The organism is Demequina aurantiaca, from assembly GCF_000975135.1.
In the GTDB taxonomy this organism is placed as follows: Bacteria; Actinomycetota; Actinomycetes; order Actinomycetales; family Demequinaceae; genus Demequina; species Demequina aurantiaca.
On the sequence record NZ_BBRF01000001.1, the window covers coordinates 1,468,933 to 1,486,344 of the forward strand.

General features: G+C 64.6%; 20 protein-coding genes and 4 tRNA genes. 8 read left to right on the forward strand and 16 right to left on the reverse strand.

Annotated features, from left to right (window positions below):
• Window positions 1-17 precede the first annotated feature (17 nt).
• Complete coding sequence (rph, locus tag AOP73_RS06645) at window positions 18-761, forward strand: ribonuclease PH (protein ID WP_061964071.1); 744 nt, start codon at window positions 18-20, stop codon at window positions 759-761.
• 2 nt (window positions 762-763) lie between these two features.
• A complete protein-coding gene (gene rdgB / locus AOP73_RS06650) occupies window positions 764-1,405 on the forward strand; it encodes an RdgB/HAM1 family non-canonical purine NTP pyrophosphatase (RefSeq protein WP_061964073.1) in 642 nt (213 codons plus the stop codon).
• 89 nt (window positions 1,406-1,494) lie between these two features.
• Here the strand turns inward: rdgB and AOP73_RS06655 are convergent, their stop codons facing one another.
• A complete protein-coding gene (locus tag AOP73_RS06655) occupies window positions 1,495-2,037 on the reverse strand; it encodes a DUF4916 domain-containing protein (RefSeq protein WP_152650558.1) in 543 nt (180 codons plus the stop codon).
• A 132-nt stretch (window positions 2,038-2,169) separates the two neighbouring features.
• Between AOP73_RS06655 and trxA the strand changes: the two genes are divergently transcribed.
• A complete protein-coding gene (gene trxA, locus AOP73_RS06660) occupies window positions 2,170-2,541 on the forward strand; it encodes a thioredoxin (RefSeq protein ID WP_061964074.1) in 372 nt (123 codons plus the stop codon).
• Between the two features lie 193 nt (window positions 2,542-2,734).
• Here the strand turns inward: trxA and AOP73_RS06665 are convergent.
• Window positions 2,735-2,819: transfer RNA gene (locus tag AOP73_RS06665), tRNA-Leu, on the reverse strand.
• A 157-nt stretch (window positions 2,820-2,976) separates the two neighbouring features.
• Window positions 2,977-3,450, reverse strand: coding sequence for a thioredoxin-dependent thiol peroxidase (bcp, locus tag AOP73_RS06670; protein WP_061964075.1), 474 nt, complete (start codon window positions 3,448-3,450; stop codon window positions 2,977-2,979).
• A 115-nt stretch (window positions 3,451-3,565) separates the two neighbouring features.
• Here bcp and AOP73_RS06675 point away from each other — a divergent pair.
• A tRNA-Lys gene (locus tag AOP73_RS06675) sits at window positions 3,566-3,638 on the forward strand.
• A gap of 51 nt (window positions 3,639-3,689) precedes the next feature.
• Here the strand turns inward: AOP73_RS06675 and AOP73_RS06680 are convergent.
• The 4 genes from AOP73_RS06680 to AOP73_RS06695 all read right to left on the reverse strand — a co-directional run bounded on the left by AOP73_RS06680 (window position 3,690) and on the right by AOP73_RS06695 (window position 6,919).
• Window positions 3,690-4,148, reverse strand: coding sequence for a DUF1579 family protein (locus AOP73_RS06680; RefSeq protein WP_061964076.1), 459 nt, complete (start codon window positions 4,146-4,148; stop codon window positions 3,690-3,692).
• 153 nt (window positions 4,149-4,301) lie between these two features.
• Window positions 4,302-5,318, reverse strand: coding sequence for a glycine betaine ABC transporter substrate-binding protein (locus AOP73_RS06685; protein WP_152650559.1), 1,017 nt, complete (start codon window positions 5,316-5,318; stop codon window positions 4,302-4,304).
• Window positions 5,319-5,465: 147 nt separating this feature from the next.
• Window positions 5,466-6,206 (reverse strand): ABC transporter permease, encoded by a 741-nt coding sequence (locus AOP73_RS06690; RefSeq protein WP_061964078.1) that lies wholly within the window; start codon window positions 6,204-6,206, stop codon window positions 5,466-5,468.
• Window positions 6,203-6,919, reverse strand: coding sequence for an ABC transporter permease (locus tag AOP73_RS06695; protein WP_061964079.1), 717 nt, complete (start codon window positions 6,917-6,919; stop codon window positions 6,203-6,205). The genes AOP73_RS06690 and AOP73_RS06695 overlap by 4 nt, the downstream gene beginning before the upstream one ends.
• Before the next feature lie 72 nt (window positions 6,920-6,991).
• Between AOP73_RS06695 and AOP73_RS06700 the strand changes: the two genes are divergently transcribed.
• A complete protein-coding gene (locus tag AOP73_RS06700) occupies window positions 6,992-7,747 on the forward strand; it encodes an ABC transporter ATP-binding protein (RefSeq protein ID WP_084626611.1) in 756 nt (251 codons plus the stop codon).
• 21 nt (window positions 7,748-7,768) lie between these two features.
• On the opposite strand, the gene AOP73_RS12200 is transcribed toward AOP73_RS06700, so the two are convergent.
• The 3 genes from AOP73_RS12200 to orn form a co-directional block, all read right to left on the reverse strand.
• Window positions 7,769-8,755, reverse strand: coding sequence for a DUF4126 domain-containing protein (locus tag AOP73_RS12200; RefSeq protein ID WP_084626612.1), 987 nt, complete (start codon window positions 8,753-8,755; stop codon window positions 7,769-7,771).
• A gap of 149 nt (window positions 8,756-8,904) precedes the next feature.
• Window positions 8,905-8,977, reverse strand: a tRNA-His gene (locus AOP73_RS06710).
• A 40-nt stretch (window positions 8,978-9,017) separates the two neighbouring features.
• Window positions 9,018-9,635, reverse strand: coding sequence for an oligoribonuclease (gene orn, locus AOP73_RS06715; RefSeq protein WP_061964081.1), 618 nt, complete (start codon window positions 9,633-9,635; stop codon window positions 9,018-9,020).
• Window positions 9,636-9,719: 84 nt separating this feature from the next.
• Between orn and AOP73_RS06720 the strand changes: the two genes are divergently transcribed.
• From AOP73_RS06720 to AOP73_RS06730, 3 genes are read left to right on the forward strand one after another with little or no spacing between them, the layout of a single operon-like run.
• A complete protein-coding gene (locus AOP73_RS06720) occupies window positions 9,720-10,121 on the forward strand; it encodes a GntR family transcriptional regulator (RefSeq protein ID WP_061964083.1) in 402 nt (133 codons plus the stop codon).
• Window positions 10,118-11,008, forward strand: coding sequence for an ABC transporter ATP-binding protein (locus AOP73_RS06725; RefSeq protein WP_061964085.1), 891 nt, complete (start codon window positions 10,118-10,120; stop codon window positions 11,006-11,008). The genes AOP73_RS06720 and AOP73_RS06725 overlap by 4 nt, the downstream gene beginning before the upstream one ends.
• Complete coding sequence (locus AOP73_RS06730) at window positions 11,005-11,775, forward strand: ABC transporter permease (RefSeq protein ID WP_152650560.1); 771 nt, start codon at window positions 11,005-11,007, stop codon at window positions 11,773-11,775. Before AOP73_RS06725 ends, AOP73_RS06730 begins: the two co-directional genes overlap by 4 nt.
• A 43-nt stretch (window positions 11,776-11,818) precedes the next feature.
• On the opposite strand, the gene AOP73_RS06735 is transcribed toward AOP73_RS06730, so the two are convergent.
• The 6 genes from AOP73_RS06735 to AOP73_RS06760 form a co-directional block, all read right to left on the reverse strand.
• Window positions 11,819-13,975: an acyltransferase family protein gene (locus AOP73_RS06735; RefSeq protein ID WP_084626613.1), complete on the reverse strand. Its 2,157-nt coding sequence runs from the start codon at window positions 13,973-13,975 to the stop codon at window positions 11,819-11,821.
• Window positions 13,976-14,158: 183 nt separating this feature from the next.
• A complete protein-coding gene (locus tag AOP73_RS06740) occupies window positions 14,159-14,731 on the reverse strand; it encodes a hypothetical protein (protein WP_061964091.1) in 573 nt (190 codons plus the stop codon).
• A 19-nt stretch (window positions 14,732-14,750) separates the two neighbouring features.
• On the reverse strand, window positions 14,751-15,335 hold the full coding sequence (locus AOP73_RS06745) for a hypothetical protein (protein WP_061964093.1): 585 nt from the start codon (window positions 15,333-15,335) through the stop codon (window positions 14,751-14,753).
• Window positions 15,336-15,346: 11 nt separating this feature from the next.
• On the reverse strand, window positions 15,347-15,820 hold the full coding sequence (locus AOP73_RS06750; RefSeq protein WP_061964095.1) for a hypothetical protein: 474 nt from the start codon (window positions 15,818-15,820) through the stop codon (window positions 15,347-15,349).
• 189 nt (window positions 15,821-16,009) lie between these two features.
• A complete protein-coding gene (locus AOP73_RS06755) occupies window positions 16,010-17,086 on the reverse strand; it encodes an NADH:flavin oxidoreductase/NADH oxidase (protein WP_061964097.1) in 1,077 nt (358 codons plus the stop codon).
• A gap of 184 nt (window positions 17,087-17,270) precedes the next feature.
• Window positions 17,271-17,343: transfer RNA gene (locus AOP73_RS06760), tRNA-Arg, on the reverse strand.
• Window positions 17,344-17,412 lie beyond the last annotated feature (69 nt).

Genomic DNA, 17,412 nt, shown 5'->3' on the forward strand with positions numbered 1-17,412 from the left:
TCGCCTAGGCTCGTGCCATGACTACACCCCGCGCCGATGGCCGTTCCCTTGACCAACTCCGCCCTGTGAGCTTTGAGCGCGGCTGGCAGCCCTCCGCGGAGGGCTCGTGCCTCGTGACCTTTGGCAACACCCGCGTGCTGTGCTCCGCGTCGTTCACCGAGGGAGTTCCGCGCTGGAAGAAGGGCTCCGGCGAGGGGTGGGTCACCGCCGAGTACGCGATGCTTCCCCGCGCCACCGACACGCGCAACGGTCGCGAGTCCGTGCGTGGAAAGATCGGCGGCCGCACCATGGAGATCAGTCGCTTGATCGGCCGCTCGCTGCGCGCCATCGTCGACGTCAAGGCGCTGGGCGAAAACACCATCGTGCTCGACTGTGACGTGCTTCAGGCCGACGGCGGCACGCGCACCGCGTCGATCACCGGCGCCTACGTGGCGCTCGCGGACGCGATCGCTTGGGGCAAGGCCAGCGGCGCCATCAAGGCAAACGCCAACCCACTGACGGACTCCATCTCCGCGATTTCGGTAGGAATCATCGATGGCCTGCCCATGCTTGACCTGCCCTATGAGGAGGACTCGCGTGCGGAGACCGACATGAACGTGGTGATGACCGGCTCCGGCGGTTTCGTCGAGGTGCAGGGCACTGCGGAGGGCAAGACGTTCTCCAAGCCCGAGCTCGACGAGCTTCTTGAACTCGCGACCACCGGCAACCTCGAGCTGACGCTGATGCAGCAGGCGGCGCTCGCGGTCGACCTGGGCAAGTAGCCATGGCTTCCCATGCATCGGGCGGCACGGCCGCCGGCGTGCGTCTCGCGATCGCGACGCACAATGCGCACAAAGTGGGGGAGATCTGGTCCATCCTGGAGCCGCTCGTCCCGGGGCTGACCCGCGACGCCGTAGCCGATGCAGGCTCGCTTGGCGCCCCGGCTCCCGTCGAGGACGGGGTCACCTTTGAGGCCAACGCGCTGATCAAGGCTCGGGCGCTGTGCGAGGCGACGGGAGTGGCCGCGATCGCGGACGACTCCGGCATCTCGGTGGGCGTCCTCGGTGGCGCACCCGGAGTGTTCTCCGCCCGCTGGGCGGGGTCTCACGGGGACGATGCGGCGAATCTGCAACTGCTGCTCGACCAGCTGGGCGACGTGCCCGACGAACACCGGGACGCGCAGTTTGTTTGCGCCGCGGCGCTCGTGACGCCTGACGGCCACGAGTACGTCGAGGTGGGTCGCATGCTGGGTCACGTGACGCGCGAGCCTGCCGGCGGCGGGGGATTCGGCTACGACCCCATCTTTGTGGCCGAGGGCTTCGACGTGACCACCGCGGAGATCACCGCCGAGCAGAAGAATGAGATCTCGCACCGTGGAGCCGCGTTTCGCGCGCTGGCGCCCCACGTCGCCGCCGTGCTCGGCTAGTCCTTCCTCCGGCGCAACTCAGTGGTCGTTAAGGCGCACCTTGGCGTCCCTGGAGTTGCATTTCGGGGAGAAGGTGGTGATGGCGAGAGCTAGGGCAACACTCCGCAGTGGGCGAGGGCTTGGCGCAGCAGCACGTCCTGGCCGCCGGTCATCTCGCGAGCCACCTCTTCGCTGGCGGCTTCCTCGGGGCTGAGCCACACAATGTCGAGGGAGTTTTGGCTGGGCTCGCAGTCGCCATCGACGGGGACCACAAAGGCCAACGCGACGGCGTGCTGACGGGTGTCGGTGAAGGGGCCAAAGCCGGGGGTCGGGAAGTACTCGGCAACGGCGAACGGCTGGGGGTTCGTGGGAATGCGCGGCAACGCGACACCACCCAGGTCCTTCTCAAGGTTTCGCATCAGCGCCTCGCGAATCCGCTCGTGGTGCAGGACGCGCCCAGCCACGATTGCCCTGGACATCACTCCGTCGTCCACGCGCAGCAAGAGCCCCACCTCGGTGAGTTCTCCCATGGGGTTGATCCGTACGGGAATCGCGTTGATGTAGAGCAGCGGAAGTTCGCCACGAATCTGCTCAAGTTCGTTCTCGGAGAGCCACCCTGAGGGTTCGGACGGGAGTTCGGCCATGTCGGTCATACCCTCTGTTCTACAGGGTCTCCGCGTGGCCCACACAATGCGCGCCGTGGCATGCCAACCTGGGGTGGGAATGAAGCGCTGCGAAGTCGCGTTACAGCGACCAGAGGGACAGCCCCCACAAGAGAGGAACAGATGGCAACCGTAGATTTGACCACCGAGACGTTTGACGAAATTGTGAGCAAGGACGGCATTGTCCTCGTTGACTTCTGGGCCGAGTGGTGTGGCCCCTGCAAGCGCTTCGCGCCCATCTTCGAGCAGTCCTCGGAGGACAAGACCGAGATCGTGCACGCCAAGGTTGACACCGAGGCCCACCAGGAGCTCGGCGCCAAGTTCGGCGTCACCGCTATCCCCACGCTGATGGCATTCCGCGACGGCGTCATGGTCTTCAACCAGGCCGGCGCACTTCCCGGCCCCGCGCTTCAGCAGCTGGTCGAGGCCGTCGAGACGCTCGACATGGACGAGGTCCGCGCCAAGATCGACGAGCACGACGCGACCGAGCACTAAGACTTAAGTCCCCGCCACGCCGAGAGGCGCTCGGAAGACTCAACGACGTAGGCCCCCACCCGGTACCGGGTGGGGGCCTACGTCGCTTTTCAGCGGTGGTGCTGCACCTGCGCTTACATCAGCGCCACTTTTTCGACGTTCTTGCTCCCAGATGCAAGCGCAGGAACATAGCGGGCCAGAAACACCGCTGGGGTGGTGCGCGAGGCGGGACTTGAACCCGCACGTCCGAAGACACTGGTTCCTAAGACCAGCGCGTCTGCCAATTCCGCCACTCGCGCGTGCGCAGCACTACCGAGGCAGGCCGCGCGTAAAGAATACGCGATGGCCGGGCCATGGCTCAACGCACGTCGCTCGCGCGCGTTTGCACCGGCGCATCGTCCGTCGTGTGCCTCGGCGCATCGTCCCACGTGTGCCTCGGCACATCGTCCGTCGCGGCTAGGAGTCGATCCCCAGGTCGCGGCGGAGCTTGGCCACGTGGCCGGTCGCCTTGACGTTGTACTGCGCCAGCGCGATACGGCCGTCCATGTCCACCACAAAGGTGGACCGGATGGAGCCGGTGACGATCTTGCCGTACGAGTTCTTCTCGCCCCACGCGCCGTAGGCGTCCTGCACGGTCTTCTCCGGGTCAGACACCAGAGGGAACGTGAGCCCCTCCTCGGCGCGGAACGTCGCGAGCTTCTCGGGGGTGTCCTTGGAGATGCCCACAACCTCATAGCCTGCGGCGGCCAGCGCTCTCAGCGAGTCGCGGAAGTCACAGGCCTGTGTGGTGCAGCCGGGAGTCATCGCGGCCGGGTAGAAATACAGGATCACGTTCTTGCCGCGGTGCTCGGACAGCGTGAACGTGCCCTCGTCGGTGGGCGCGGTGAAGTCAGGAGCTTCATCGCCGATGCTCAGTTTGTTTTCGCTCATACGATCCACGATATCGCCCGTGGGGGGCTAGCAGAACAGCGCCAGCACACGTGGATTTCACACCTCGCCCATCTGCCTGCTAAAGTTGTCAGTCGCACCGGTTGCCGGTGCAAATGCGCCATTAGCTCAATTGGCAGAGCAACTGACTCTTAATCAGTGGGTTCGGGGTTCGAGTCCCTGATGGCGCACCGATAGACAGAAGGGCCCGGTCCACACGGACCGGGCCCTTCTGCGTGTGGCTAAGTGATGCGATGGGCGGTGCGATCGCACAGGGGCAGCCAGCCGTCCTCAGGACGCCACTCCCACGAGATGCGCTGAGTGTTCCCGTCGCTACTAAACACAATCGTCGCGCGCTCGTGTGGTCCGGTGATTGTCCAGGTGGAGGCATCCACGGTCATGGTGTAGTCGCGCGCAAAGCCGTGATTCTCGATGCTGCGCGCGAAGTATCGCTCGGCATCGTCGTCCCACCCCATCAGTGTCAACGTGTCGAACGGGCCGTTTGCGCGTTCGTCCTGGATCACAAAGTAGTGACCGGAATGCCATCGCGCCGAATGGATGCTCGTCCACGGCGTGGATCCGGCATGGGGGTTCAATGTGGACTGGTCGTCACCGCCGTACGAACTTCCCTCGGCGTGCCAGTCGCCCAGGAATACTTCCAACGCACGGTGCGGCTCAGTGTGCTCAGGTGTGGTGCTCATGGGTTTCGCCTACCTTCCTGTGAGATGCGGGATGTTGGTCCTTCCGTCACTTTTTCATTGTGTCGCGGCAATGCGCGGCTCGCGAGCGAAGGCAGGCAACGCAAAGAGGGCCCGGTCCACGTGGACCGGGCCCTCTTTGCGTTGGGGGAACGTCTAGCCGAGCGAACCGTCCGACGAGAACACGAGTCCCAGGGCAACCTGTCCCTGCTGGATCGCGGTCTTGGTCAGCGGGCCACCGGCGTCCAGCGACTGGAAGTCGTTGAACTCCAGTCCGTACGTGTCCTGGAGTCCCAGCTGGCAGAATGCGCGCTCGGGGCACTCGGGAGGTCCACCAAGCGAGATGGGGCCACAGGTGGAGGCGAGCTCGCTGAGCGAAGTCACGCCGTACTGGTCGGCAAACGCCGTGGTGACGGCAAAGGCGTTCTGATCCTGAGCGGCCGAGGGCTCGGCGTACTTGAGTCCTGCGTCGCCACCAAGCTCGGTCAGTGCGGTGACCGTCTCGGTGATGTCACCTGAAGCAACCGGCTCAGCATCGTCGCCGTTGGCAGCGATATTGAAGTACTCCGCAGCGGTGGCGGCGTATTCGGGCACGATGTTGACCTCGCCGGAGATGAGAGCCGGCATGTAGGTCTCGCGGTTACCAACGTCGCGGACCTCGACGTCGTAACCCGCGTCGCGCAGGATCACGGCGTAGATCTCCGCCACGGTGATGTTCTCCGTGAAGTTCGCGGCACCGACGATGACGTCACCGGAGCCGGTGCTGGGCGCCTTGAGCGCGTTGTCATCCACCCACTGCTGGGCGACGTCCTTGGACGTCTGGCGGTCGATGTCGACGGCCTTGTTGAGGGCAATGAGCTGGTCGGTGTCGAGCGCGGCGGACACCACGTTAAGGGCCTCGGCGACGGCGGGCTGCGCGTCGTAGAACTCCGCGCCGATCTCGGGGATCAGGTTGTCGGAGTTCTGTAGCTGCTGGTCGTCGGCGAGCACCACGAGCTTGTCGCCGGGGACGGGCAGGCATTCCTGAGCCATGGCCGAGTCGCTCGTCGCGGGGGCCGAGGTGTTGGACGTTGACGGTGCCGCGGATGCGTCGTCGTCGGAGCTGGAAGAACAGCCGGCAAGTGCAAGAACTGCTACTGCCGAAGCGGCCATAAGGCCTTGTCGGATGTGCATGGGGACTCCTCGATATTAGGGACGGACACCTTGAGAACCACGCTGCGAGGGCAATTGTTCCCCGCGGCGCACATTTCCAGGGTATTTGACGTTCGCGGCCCGCTGCAGTCCGGATGGGGCGAACGTGACCACATCGTGACTGACGGTCTACGCGCTCGCTTTAGCGGCGGCCGCGACGGCCCGTAACTGTGGAGGCGTGACGCGGCGCTGCAGGCGCCCGAGCACCGCGTCGGTGGTCAACGCCACGACTGCGACGATGATGCCGCCCGCCAGGACTTGCCCGTAGCGCTGTGTGGCGATTCCAGTGTTAATGATGACGCCTAGCCCGCCGCCTGCGACAAGCGCGGCCAGTGGCACGGTGGCGACCGTCTGTACCGAGGACGTGCGCAGACCCGCGGCGATGAGTGGCACCGCCAGCGGCAACTCCACGCGGGTGGCAATCTGGAAGCGCGTCATCCCGATGCCCCGGGCGGCGTCGCGTACATCCGGGTCGACGTCCGCCATCCCAGTGAAGGAGTTGGTCAGGATGGGTGGGAACGCGAAGATTGCCGCCGCGATGATGACGGCCTTATTGCCAAAGCCAATAGCCGATGCGGCGAACAGGGTGAGGAGCGCGAGTGTGGGCATCGCGCGGGAGACGTTCGAGACGATGACGGTGGCGGTTCCGCCCTTGCGCACGTGACCTAGGTAGACGCCGAGGGGCAGCGCCAGAATCGCGGCAATCGTGACGGCGGCGATCGACATCAGCATGTGCTCGATGCCGAGTGCGATGATCGAGTCGTTCGCCCACGTCCAGCCGCCGTCGAATGTGGAGGTGGTGATTCCATTGGCGCCGGTCCAATTCTGGGCGGTCGTCAGGTAGCTCCAGGCGTCTTCTATGGTGCTCATGAGGCGCTCTCCACCTGGGTCCGTGCCGCCTGACGAGACGCGCGGGAGCCGCGCTTACCCTGGGGCCGGTTCCACGGCATGGCGAGCCGCCCGACGGCCAGCAGCAGCACGTCCAGAATCAGTGCTAGGGCCAAGCAGAGCAGTGCACTGGTGGCGATTTGGGCGCGGTAGTCGGACTGCAGGCCGCGGAACATCAACTGACCGAGCCCGCCGTAGCCCACCACCACGCCAACAGTGACCAGCGCAACGGTGGAGACGGTCGCGAGGCGCAACCCAGCGATCATGCTGGGCAGGGCGTTCGGAAGTTCGACCGAGAACAAAAGTTTGGTGGGGGAGTAGCCCAGGCCCTTTGCTGCATCAACCACGTCCGGATCTACCCCTTCGAGACCGACGACGATGTTTCGCACCAAGATGAGTAGCGCGTAGATGACGAGTCCGATGAGGACCGTGGTGCGGCCGATGCCGGTGTAGGGGGCGAGAAGCGCGAACAGGGCGAAGGACGGAATCGTGTACAGCACCCCGGTGAAGCCCATGATGGGGCCGGACAGGCGAGGGATGCGACGAGCGAGGATCGCGAGGGGTAGCGAAATTGCGACCGCGATGACCACCGCGAGCACCGTCAGTTCGATGTGGATGACGAGCGCATCGACCACCTCGCTCCAGTTTCTTTCCAGGTATTGCCACGAGAACCACGGGTTCGGAGGCGCATCCATACGCCCGACGTTACCGCGCGACACACCGATTCCGCATATTCGCCGCGGGTCCGGACGCGATAGCGTGTCGGCATGGAGCATTCCGGAATCACGTTCACCGACGTTCGCAAGGAATACCCCGACGGCACTGTCGCGGTGGGCTCGCTCGACCTCACGGTCAAGCCGGGCGAGGTGCTGACGCTGGTGGGGCCATCGGGGTGCGGCAAGTCGACAACGCTGCGCATGGTGAACCGGCTCGTGGAGCCCACCTCCGGCAGCATCACCGTTGACGGCACCGACATTTTGAGCCAGGACCCGGTGGAACTGCGCCGCAGCATCGGCTACGTAATTCAGCATGTGGGGCTGTTCCCTCACCGTACGGTCGCCCAGAACGTCGCCACCGTGCCCGGACTGCTCGGTTGGTCCAAGCAGGACACCACCGCCCGGGTAGAGGAGTTGCTGAGCCTCGTGGGGCTTCCAGTGGATACCTATGGGCCCCGGTACCCGCACGAACTCTCCGGCGGCGAGCGTCAGCGAGTGGGGGTGGCCCGAGCGCTCGCGGTGCGCCCGCCCGTGCTACTGATGGATGAGCCGTTCGGCGCGGTGGACCCGCAGGGTCGCCGCCGTTTGCAGGGCGAATTCCGGGAACTCCAGCGGTCCCTTGGCACCACCGTCATGATGGTGACCCACGACATTCGTGAAGCCGTGCTCTTGGCCGACCGCATCGCGGTGTTCTCCCGTGGAGGGGTCCTCGAGCAGCTCGGCACCCCGGAGGATGTCACGGAGCGCCCGGCCAATGACTTCGTCGAAGACTTCCTCGCCGACTTCGACGCCGCGCCCAAGAAGTAAGTCCGCAGCGGCAACGCTGGGCTAGTTGTCGCGGTCGCCGGCCTGTTCGGTGTGCTGACGATCGGCACTGAGGGGCGCGTCTACGGTGCCCGTGGTGGGCTGGTCGGTCACTACGGCATCGGCGTCCGGCGTGGCGGCGGCCTCGGCAGCCGCCACGCGCCGCTCTCGTCGTGAACCCCCACTCGGCTTGTCGGCACGAGACTTGCTGGTCGTTGACTTGCTGACGCCCGCTTTCGCCGCGCGGGTCTTGGCCGCGAGTGTTGAGGAACTGAGGGAGTCGCGCAACTTAGACGACTTGGATGTTCCACGGTCGCGAGCGGCACGGGGTTCCTTGTCGCGGCCCTCACGCCAACGACGACGCCACCAGGAACCGCGCCCCGAGGCCAAGGCCTCGGCCTCACGCTCAGCGCGTCCCTCGGCCTCCAGCTCGAGCCGCCGGCGACGGCGGCGGCGCCCGGTCGTGATGATGCGGTAGAAGGCAAAGCCCATGCCGATGAAGATGAAGAAGACCAGGATGGGGACGAAGATCGCGATCAGGCTCAGTGCCACAGCGGTGGCGTCCTCGGCGAACGATGCGAGGGGGGCGCCGGTGCCGCCCGTGGCGGCATTGACGGCGGGCCGAGAGGCGGCCTTGCCCATGTGCACGGCCGCAGCGATGAGCGCGCCCACGACACCTGCGATGAGAGGGTTTTCTTTCCAAAAGTTCGAGTCATCGACGACGGTCGACGCTGCTGCGGCCGCGAAGATAATGCCGCCGACGACCGGGCGCACGATCGACTGCAAGAGGTCGTTGACGTGGTCGACACCGGGGATCTTGTCCAGTACCAGCTCGAGCGCGAGCAGCGCGAGAGCGATGATGATCGCGGGCCACGACTCGAGCCACGCGAGCTGCGACGGCAGATCAATGAAGGATGTAAAGCGTGCAAAGAGGCCCACGATGACGAGCGGAATGAAGGCGTTGAGCCCTGCCGCGGCCGCTAGGCCCGCGCCCGTAAGTGCTGCGATCATGCGTTGTCCTCCTGCTGCCCCATCCGGTGGCGTCCGCTCAACGATAGCCTGCCTGAGCGCTCACGACCACGTCGAGCGGGTTCGTGCCCTAGGGCAGTAAAACGACGTAGGCCCCGGAACCGTGAGGTTCCGGGGCCTACGTACTTGTGGGTGGCTAACGGGACTTGAACCCGCGACCCCCTCGACCACAACGAGGTGCTCTACCACCTGAGCTATAGCCACCATCGGCCGCATAAGCGAGCCAGCGAAAAGTGTACCTTGATTACGCCGATGCCGACGACGCCGGGTCGTCACTCACCGCAGCGGCACCCGCCTTTGCGGTGTCGGAATCCGGTCCTGGCTGCGGCACAAAGACCACTTCGCGGTAGTAACGCAGTTCGCGGATCGAGTCCTGAATGTCTCCGAGGGCGCGGTGATTGCCTGTCTTATCAGGGGCGTTGAAAAAGACGCGGGGGTACCAGCGTCGGACGAGCTCCTTGATGGAGCTGACGTCGACGACTCGGTAGTGCAGGTGGTCCATGAGTTCCGGCATGTCGCGATCCAGGAACATCTTGTCCATGCCCACGGTGTTGCCCGCGAGGGGCGCCTTGCCGTGCGGCACGTGGGCGCGCACATAGTCGAGCACCTGGCGCTGCGCGTCTTCCATCGTGGTGCCGCCGGCGAGTTCGGGAAGCAGGCCCGACTCGACATGCATGTTGGTGACAAAGTCGCCCATCTGCTCGAGTGCCTCGGGCGACGGCTTGATGATGACCGAGACCCCCTCGCCAAGCACGTTGAGCTCGGCATCGGTGACGAGGCAGGCGACCTCAACCAGCGCATCGGCTTCGATGTCCAGGCCGGTCATTTCACAGTCGATCCATACAAGGGGTACGTCAGGCATACCTGCACTCTAACGAACCCTGCCCACGCTCACTTTCCGTTCGCGGCACCCGGCCACGCTCCAGTTGCGGTTGACAGTCGGCCGATGAAGTGGTTAGTTGGTCTGGTAACTAACCAACTGACAGGGGCAAGTGTGGACGACGGACGGCCGATCTTCCTGCAGATCGCGGAGAGCCTTGAGGGCCAGATTCTTGACGGCTCGATGGCAGAGGGGTCCCAGGTGCCCTCGATCAACGAGCTGGCGGCGTTTCACCGCATCAATCCCGCCACCGCTCTTAAAGGAGTGAACATGCTGGTAGACGCGGGCCTACTGATCAAACGCCGCGGCATCGGCATGTTCGTCGCCGACGGTGCTCGGGGGGCACTCCTGGCACAACGCCGAGCTGAATTTCAACGCGCTCATGTCGCCCCACTCACCGCCCGAGCCAAGGCGCTCGGCATCACCATCACGGAACTACAGCACATGACACAAGAGGAGATGCGATGACAGCCATCGTCGAGGTTAAGAACCTCACCAAGAGCTTCGGCAAGGTCAAGGCCGTCCAGGACGTCACCTTTGAACTAGAGGAGGGCGGCATTCACGGTCTGCTGGGCCGCAACGGTGCCGGCAAGACCACCGTGATGCAGTTGCTCACGGGCCAGGACTTCGCAACGGCCGGGTCCGTGAGGATCTTCGGCGAATCCCCAGTCGAGAATCCCGACGTGCTCAGTCGCATCTGCTTCATTAAGGAGTCGCAGGCATACCCGGACGGATTCAAAGGCAAGCACGTCCTCAAATCTGCGCCGTGGTTCTTCCGCAACTGGGATCAAGAGTTCGCTGACCGTCTGGTCGCGGACTTCAACGTCCCGCTGGATCGCTATATGAAGAAGCTGTCGCGCGGTCAGCGCAGCGCCATTGGAGTGATCGTGGGCCTCGCCTCGCGTGCCGACCTGACGTTCTTTGACGAGCCCTACGCGGGGCTCGACGCAGTGGCCCGTCACCGCTTCTACGATCACCTGCTTGCCGACAACGCCGAACACCCGCGAACCGTGGTCATGTCGACCCACCTCATCGACGAGGCAGCGAACCTGTTGCAGCGAGTGCTGGTGATCGATGAGGGCACGATCGTCATCGACGCGGATGCCGACGAACTGCGCGCGTCCGCCACCACCCTGGCCGGCAAGGCCGCTGACGTCGAGGACTTTGTTGAAGGACGAGAGGTCCTGGACAGGTCCCGGCTCGGAGGGCTGGCCACGGCGACCGTAGCCGGACTGAGCGACACGGACCGACGCGCCGCGGCATCGGCCGGACTCGAGCTCGGCCCCGTGTCATTGCAGGAACTCATTGTGCGCCGCACCGGTGGCACCGAATCACCTCAGGAGAATGTCGCATGACCTCTACGTTGACAGCACCAGCGCCAAGCGTGGCTCCGGCGGCCCCGCACCGTATCTGGAACGTGGTCCGCATGCACGTCGCGAACCCCTTCCCGACGCTCGTCATGCCGTGGCTCGTCACCCTGGCGATCTTTGGTCTCAACCTCGCCATCGAGCTGATGGTGGTCAGAGCCGCCGGCGGCGTCGACAACCTCGACGAAAATGCGTTCCAATACAACGGCGGCATCAGCTGGATCGCCATCTTCATGCTGATCACCGCGGTACAGGCCATGAACCTGACTTTCCGCTTCGCGCTGGGATTCTCGGTCACTCGACGGGATTTCTACCTGGGTAGTTCGCTGTACTTCGCGATGCTGTCGGTGCTGTACGCGACCGGCATCACCGTGATGGCCGCGGTGGAGCGCGCGACGGATGGGTGGGGAATGCACGCGGCGTTCTTCGCCCCCTGGGGTCTCGTCAATCAGCCCCTGGCCGCAGTGTGGGCTGTGTTCGTTTTGGGATTGCTGCTGTTCTTCTTCCTCGGTGTGGCTGCCGCGACGCTGTGGGTCCGCTGGAAGGCCTACGGACTGTACGCGTTCTTCCTCACGCTGGCGGTGATCGTCGTTGGTTTCGGCTGGCTGGTCACAGCAACGGATAACTGGTCAGCGGTGTGGGACTACCTGTCGGGACACTCGGCAGTACAACTGGCGGCGGGGACGCTGCCCTTCACCCTGATCTGCGCGGTCGCTGGTTTTCTGTTCCTGCGCCGCGCTACGCCGCGGGCCTAATGCCAAGCCGGCCGATGCATCGGCCGGCTTGGTTCTGCTGCCCTCAGTCCGAGGAAACGAAGCACGAGCTGGACGGCTGACCGCCTTCGGGGAAGGCGTTGGCGAGGGCATCGGCAAACCGCTTTCCTCGCTCGGTGTATCCCGCGCTCGTGAAATGGATGCCGTCGTTGATGAACCACGCGTCTTTAACCTCGGAGCGCCAGTCGTAAACCCTCAGATTGGGGTAGCGCTCGCAAGCCTTCTTGAGTTCGTCCGACATCTCGGTCATGCCCGAGTCGTCCCACGGGCCCTTGGTCTTCAGGGTCTTGACAGTGGGCCACAGCACGGGCGCACCGTTGACCTCGTCCATGATGAGGTCGATGCGCTTGGCGAGGGGGTAGGAGCCGCCTACCGCCTGGTTGGCGACCTCGTTGGTGCCCATTGCGATGACCCAGCAACCGTTGTAGCCCGAGTCGATCTTGGCCTTGACGGCCTCTTGCGCGTTGGGCTCGTCGTGCCAGCGCTCGACGATGGACCGGGCGCCCTTGACGTCCGTAGAGGCGTCTTGCACGCCCACGCGCTTATATTGGGCGATGACCTGGTCGGACTCCGCGAGGCCGCCCCCGGGGATCAGTCCGAGCGAGGTTGAGTCGCCCACGTGCACGACCTCCGTGCACGAGGTCATGGTGGCTGACGTGGGGGGATCGGCGATGGCCGACACCTTGTCGTCCGGGGTGGATTTGGGCGTAGCGCTGGTGTCCGCGACGACAGGGGGCACGTGGTCCGTGGGCGTCGGGGTCGGGGACGGCGTGCTCGACCCGCTCTCCACCGGGGTCGGGCTCTGTGTCTGCGACACCTCCGCGACAGGGGATTGACTTGAGGCCAGCTGCGCCTCGGACGAATTGGACACCACAGCACTGCACGACACGAGAGTCGCACCCATGGCGACCACCAATACGCTGCCGACGACGGCGTGGATTCGCGGGGGCTTCACCCCGTGACGCAAGGCATCCGCCTCGCCGTCAGCGAATGTGCTGTGAACGTGTTGGGCGCCCACGCCGGGCGTGACCCGCACCGGAGACAGCGGGGAGCGGAAGGAGCGCTGGAGTGAGGCACGCAGACCGTAGATGCGGATGGGGTTTTCCACGAGAGTCCAACTGGCGGTCGCTAGCGCGAGGGTGAGCGCCAAGGCGAGGCTGCCACGCAACCATGGCTGGTCAGCCAGGAACGCTGCGGGCATCAGCGCGATGATGGGCATGTGCCACAGGTAGATACCGTACGACCGCTCGCCAATCCACCTCAAGGGGGAGACCGACAGCCACCCGGCGACTCTTGACCCTGGGTGGGCGGCCGCAGCAATGACCGCCACCGTGCCAAGGGAGAGCACTAAGATCCCGTAGGTGTACAGGCTGGTCGAGTACTGGTCGGTGGTGATCGCCAAGTAGGCGATGACCGCCAGGCCGGTAACGCCCACAATGTCGAGCCAACGTGGGGCTGGTCGTTCGTCCCATGCAGGCACGCCGAGCCGCGCGGATCGCGTGCGTGCGGCGTGCAGGAATATTGCCAAGGCGGCGCCGATGAGCACGCCACCGGCGCGGGTGTCGGTGCCCTCGTAGACACGGGTGTGGTCGAAGCCCGGCTCAGTGAGCCAGTACATGAGCACAAACGATATGGCGGCCAGCCCGCTCGTCAGGATGCCCACGCGCACGTACTGTCCGCGCCGCAGGTGGAGCAACGCGAGCAGGATCAGCGGCCAAATTAGGTAGAACTGTTCCTCCACCGCGAGGGACCACAAGTGGTCAAAGGGGGAGGGGCCAGCGGTTTGCTCGAAGTAGGAGTTGCCGCTGAAGATGTCGGCCCAGTTGGTCACGTAGAACGTGGCAGCGAAGGAGTCGCGAAGCCTTGCTCCCACCTGTGACGGTGCAACGATGAGGGTCGCGACGATCACCGACGACAGCACCAGCACGAGCGCGGGCAGGAGACGACGAGCACGACGCAACCAGAAATTTCCAAGGTTGAGATTGCCGCGGCGCTCCCACGTGGACATCAGAATTGACGTGATCAGGAACCCGCTGAGCGTGAAAAACACGCCCACGCCGAGTAAACCACCGGGTAGCCACGGCGCATCGAAGTGGTAGGCGAGAACCCCCGCGACTGCGATAGCGCGGATTCCATCAAGTCCTGGCCGGTAACGGCCGGCTGATGTTACTGGCCGTGGCATGGAGGTTCCTCGTGCGTCTCGCGTCTCCCCGCAACGGGAAGGCTGGTCACTCCATTATCAACCGAAGTGGCTCGCTCGGGGCGCGCCTCGCCGGAGCAAAATCTGGGTGAGCGGCCCGACACTTGATGTCGAGTAAGGAGTTGGTCGTGCTCTTAACGATCACGCACCGTGATGTGTTGCCAACTACCCCAGCGGAGAAACATTGACGAGCAGGACGGCCGCATTTCCATCGATCTCGTCGTTCATCACATTCATGAGCCAATCCGCGGACTTGACGGTGTACATGACACCATCCTTGGGCTGCGTGGCGCTTTCCTCTACCGTGAACCCGGATGAGGCCAGCTGGTCCAGGTAGGACCGTTGTGCGGCTGCATCCGCAACGTAAAACGTCGCATTGCCCAGCGACGAGCCACCGAGTTCAGTCCACGTAGCGATGAGAATCTGGTCGCTGGGGGTCGGGATTGCGGCTGGCCACTCGTCGGGCAGGGAGCCAGCTGCGACCTTGTCGCCGTCGTCACCAGAGTCGCTGTCCTCGGCGAGCTTCTCGAGGAGTTCGTCCGCCTTGGCCTGCAGGTCGTCGTCGGCGTCGTCGCCTTCATCCCCGTCGGGTTCGGGGGCATCGGTTGCTTCCACAGCAGCGGTGTCGTCCACGGCGGCGGAGTCCTCGGTGGTGTTGTCGCTTCCTCCGCATCCTGCGAGCATGGTGGCCGCGAGTCCCGTGATGGCGAAAGCAGAGATCTTGGTCCTGATCGTCATGGTGTTCTCCTTAGAGGTTTTACGCGCTCGGTGCGAAGTCTTCAGTAAAGATGGAGTACGAGATGGTGACGTCCGGCGGAGAATTCACGTAGTCGACACGGACCAGGTACTCGCTACCGTTCGACATGTCAGTGGTCGTGCCAAAGACCTCGTCGGTTTGGGACGTCACCGAATAGCCAGCGGCCTCGAGGTCAGACATGAGATCCGTGTAGACGGTGTCATCGACGCCGTCGTAGTACTCGAAGATCCAGAAGTCCGGCGCGAACGCCTGGGCGTGGCCCGCGGGAATGGCCGGCAGGGGCAGGCCCTCGGGCAGGTCGTCGCTAGCGGAGTCGTCGACGGCATCGTTCTCTGAGGTCGCGTCATCGGGCGCATCGGTGTCGGGTTTGTCGACGTTGTTGGCGCCGCCGTCGCCAGACGTATCGTCACTCGTAGTGTCGTCAGTCGGGTCGTTAGCAGGAGAGGAGACTTCCACGTCGGCGACGTCGTCCGCCGGTTCGGGATCAGAAGAGGTAGAACATCCCGCCACGAGGATGAGGGCCGCGAAGGCGGCTGCCGGGCCGGCGATGGCGGACGGGATGGTCGTGCGTGCTCGTTGAGACATGTGGGTCGGTCCTACTCGTCGATCCGAGCGACGGTCATGTTGAGCCCATACTCGCCATCAGTTTCAGTAAGGCCAATGGACACGGCAAGGTCCTCATTCTGCATGAGCTTGACCATCAGGTCGCCAAGATCTTGCGTTCCATTCTCGGTAAAGCCCTTTGACTCGAGGTCTGACACCATCTGGTCCAGAGCTTCGGGGCCGGCAACCTTCATCTGCACCACATGATTGCCCTCTGCCGAGAACGCGGCCAGGATGGTGCCATCGGGAACGACAACTTCCGAGGGCCAGTCGTCGGGCAACGATGCGCCCGAGCCGTCGATATTGACATCAATGTCGACGTCGCCGCCGGTGATGCCCTCGGCGAGTTTCTCGGCGCCCGCCTCGGCGATGTCATTGCCAATGTCGTCGAGCGGATTACTGCACGCGGTCAGCATGGTGGCGGCGGCAAAAGCAATGGCGATGGGTGTTGCGATACGGATGTTCATGATGCCCCCAGCATCGGCGTCCCCACGACCCTGCCGTTCGCGAGTAACGCATACGTTCGAGCCTGGCATGCTCACTGTGCGTCCACAAGCGGACGGACTGTGCCGTTACGCAAATGTCACCTGACGTCGCATGGAATGCCCCCTACATGGGTGGCAATGCCGTTCGGGCACGAGGCGACGGTCGAGTGACTAGCGGTGCCACTTTCCGCGCACATACGGCGTGGGCCACTCGACCTCGACGCCCAGTTCGTGAGCCGCGCGCAGCGCGAAGTGCGGGTCTCGCAGGAACTCGCGGCCGGACATGACTGCATCCGCCTGCCCGCTCGCCACGATCTCCTCGGCCTGTGCCGCGTCTGTAATAAGACCAACCGCGCTGACCGGGATTCCGGCCTCGCGAACCTGCTTGGCAAACGGAACCTGGTAGCCGGGGCCGGCGGTGATTTTCGCATCGGCGGTCAAGCCGCCACTGGAAATGTCGGCAAGGTCGGCACCCGCCTCCTTTGCCCAGGCCGCGACGGTCGCCGTCTCCTCGACGGTCCAGCCGCCCTCGACCCAGTCGGTGGCGGAGAAGCGCACGAACACGGGGACATCCTCGCCGGCCACCCGGCGAACCTCGCGGATGGAGTCGAGCACTATCCGGGCGCGGTTTTCGAGCGTGCCGCCGTACTCGTCAGTGCGCTTATTCGACAGCGGGGAGAGGAACTCGTGCAGCAGGTAGCCGTGCGCGGCGTGCACCTCAAGGACGTCGAAGCCCGCGTCCAGTGAGCGCTGGGCCGCCACGCCGAATGATGCGACGATCTGGCTGATCTCTTCGACGGACAACTCACGCGGGGTGTCGTAACCGTCGAACGCAACAGCAGAGGGGGCAACCGCCTGCCAGCCGCCCTCCGACTCGGGCATCGTCCCGGTACCGGCCCCGTCGCGGTACGTCGACGCCTTGCGGCCGGCATGTGCGAGCTGCACGCCGGCGTGCGCGCCTTGCGAATGAATGAAGTCAACGATGCCGGCCCACGCGTCGCGCTGCTCGTCATTCCAGATGCCCGTGTCCCATGCTGAAATGCGCCCTTCAGGGACGACGGCCGTGGCCTCGCAGAACACCAGCCCGGCACCGCCGCGCGCCTGCGAGCCCAAGTGGACCAGGTGCCACGGGGTGGGGGTCCCGTCCTTCTCCTCGACCGCGTATTGGCACATCGGGGCGACCCAGAGGCGGTTGCGGAAGGTGAGCGACCGCAGTGTCATCGAAGAGAACAGGGCTGACGTGGGCATGGGGGCCTTTCAGGTAAGTGCGGGGCTGACTGCCTCCGGCAACCTCGCAGCCGCCGCGGCTATTCCGACATGGTTCACAGAGCTGAATTTTCCACCTGTCGCCCCTGCGCTTACATCCAGGCGCATTGTTGGGCTTCCAAGCGCCGAGATGTAAGCGCAGGGGGCTCACGGGCGAGAGTCTGGGTGCCCCCGGCAGGATTCGAACCTGCAACCTACGGATTAGAAGGCCGTTGCTCTATCCCTTGAGCTACGGGGGCGTGCGCCGCGGCCGCTCGGGCCGAGTCACGGCACTAGATTATCGGGACGACGGCACAAACGTGAACGAC

Excerpts from the sequence above, each read along its gene's own strand:
- AOP73_RS06700 (WP_084626611.1), top strand. The coding sequence starts at position 6,992 with ATGGAGCATTCCGGAATCACGTTCACCGACGTTCGCAAGGAATACCCC.
- AOP73_RS06725 (WP_061964085.1), top strand. The coding sequence starts at position 10,118 with ATGACAGCCATCGTCGAGGTTAAGAACCTCACCAAGAGCTTCGGCAAG.
- AOP73_RS06685 (WP_152650559.1), bottom strand. The coding sequence starts at position 5,318 with ATGCACATCCGACAAGGCCTTATGGCCGCTTCGGCAGTAGCAGTTCTT.
- orn (WP_061964081.1), bottom strand. The coding sequence starts at position 9,635 with ATGCCTGACGTACCCCTTGTATGGATCGACTGTGAAATGACCGGCCTG.
- trxA (WP_061964074.1), top strand. The coding sequence starts at position 2,170 with ATGGCAACCGTAGATTTGACCACCGAGACGTTTGACGAAATTGTGAGC.
- AOP73_RS06750 (WP_061964095.1), bottom strand. The coding sequence starts at position 15,820 with ATGAACATCCGTATCGCAACACCCATCGCCATTGCTTTTGCCGCCGCC.
- AOP73_RS06745 (WP_061964093.1), bottom strand. The coding sequence starts at position 15,335 with ATGTCTCAACGAGCACGCACGACCATCCCGTCCGCCATCGCCGGCCCG.
- AOP73_RS06655 (WP_152650558.1), bottom strand. The coding sequence starts at position 2,037 with ATGACCGACATGGCCGAACTCCCGTCCGAACCCTCAGGGTGGCTCTCC.
- AOP73_RS06740 (WP_061964091.1), bottom strand. The coding sequence starts at position 14,731 with ATGACGATCAGGACCAAGATCTCTGCTTTCGCCATCACGGGACTCGCG.
- AOP73_RS12200 (WP_084626612.1), bottom strand. The coding sequence starts at position 8,755 with ATGATCGCAGCACTTACGGGCGCGGGCCTAGCGGCCGCGGCAGGGCTC.
- AOP73_RS06720 (WP_061964083.1), top strand. The coding sequence starts at position 9,720 with ATGAAGTGGTTAGTTGGTCTGGTAACTAACCAACTGACAGGGGCAAGT.
- AOP73_RS06680 (WP_061964076.1), bottom strand. The coding sequence starts at position 4,148 with ATGAGCACCACACCTGAGCACACTGAGCCGCACCGTGCGTTGGAAGTA.
- AOP73_RS06690 (WP_061964078.1), bottom strand. The coding sequence starts at position 6,206 with ATGAGCACCATAGAAGACGCCTGGAGCTACCTGACGACCGCCCAGAAT.
- AOP73_RS06695 (WP_061964079.1), bottom strand. The coding sequence starts at position 6,919 with ATGGATGCGCCTCCGAACCCGTGGTTCTCGTGGCAATACCTGGAAAGA.
- AOP73_RS06735 (WP_084626613.1), bottom strand. The coding sequence starts at position 13,975 with ATGCCACGGCCAGTAACATCAGCCGGCCGTTACCGGCCAGGACTTGAT.
- AOP73_RS06755 (WP_061964097.1), bottom strand. The coding sequence starts at position 17,086 with ATGCCCACGTCAGCCCTGTTCTCTTCGATGACACTGCGGTCGCTCACC.
- rdgB (WP_061964073.1), top strand. The coding sequence starts at position 764 with ATGGCTTCCCATGCATCGGGCGGCACGGCCGCCGGCGTGCGTCTCGCG.
- bcp (WP_061964075.1), bottom strand. The coding sequence starts at position 3,450 with ATGAGCGAAAACAAACTGAGCATCGGCGATGAAGCTCCTGACTTCACC.
- AOP73_RS06730 (WP_152650560.1), top strand. The coding sequence starts at position 11,005 with ATGACCTCTACGTTGACAGCACCAGCGCCAAGCGTGGCTCCGGCGGCC.
- rph (WP_061964071.1), top strand. The coding sequence starts at position 18 with ATGACTACACCCCGCGCCGATGGCCGTTCCCTTGACCAACTCCGCCCT.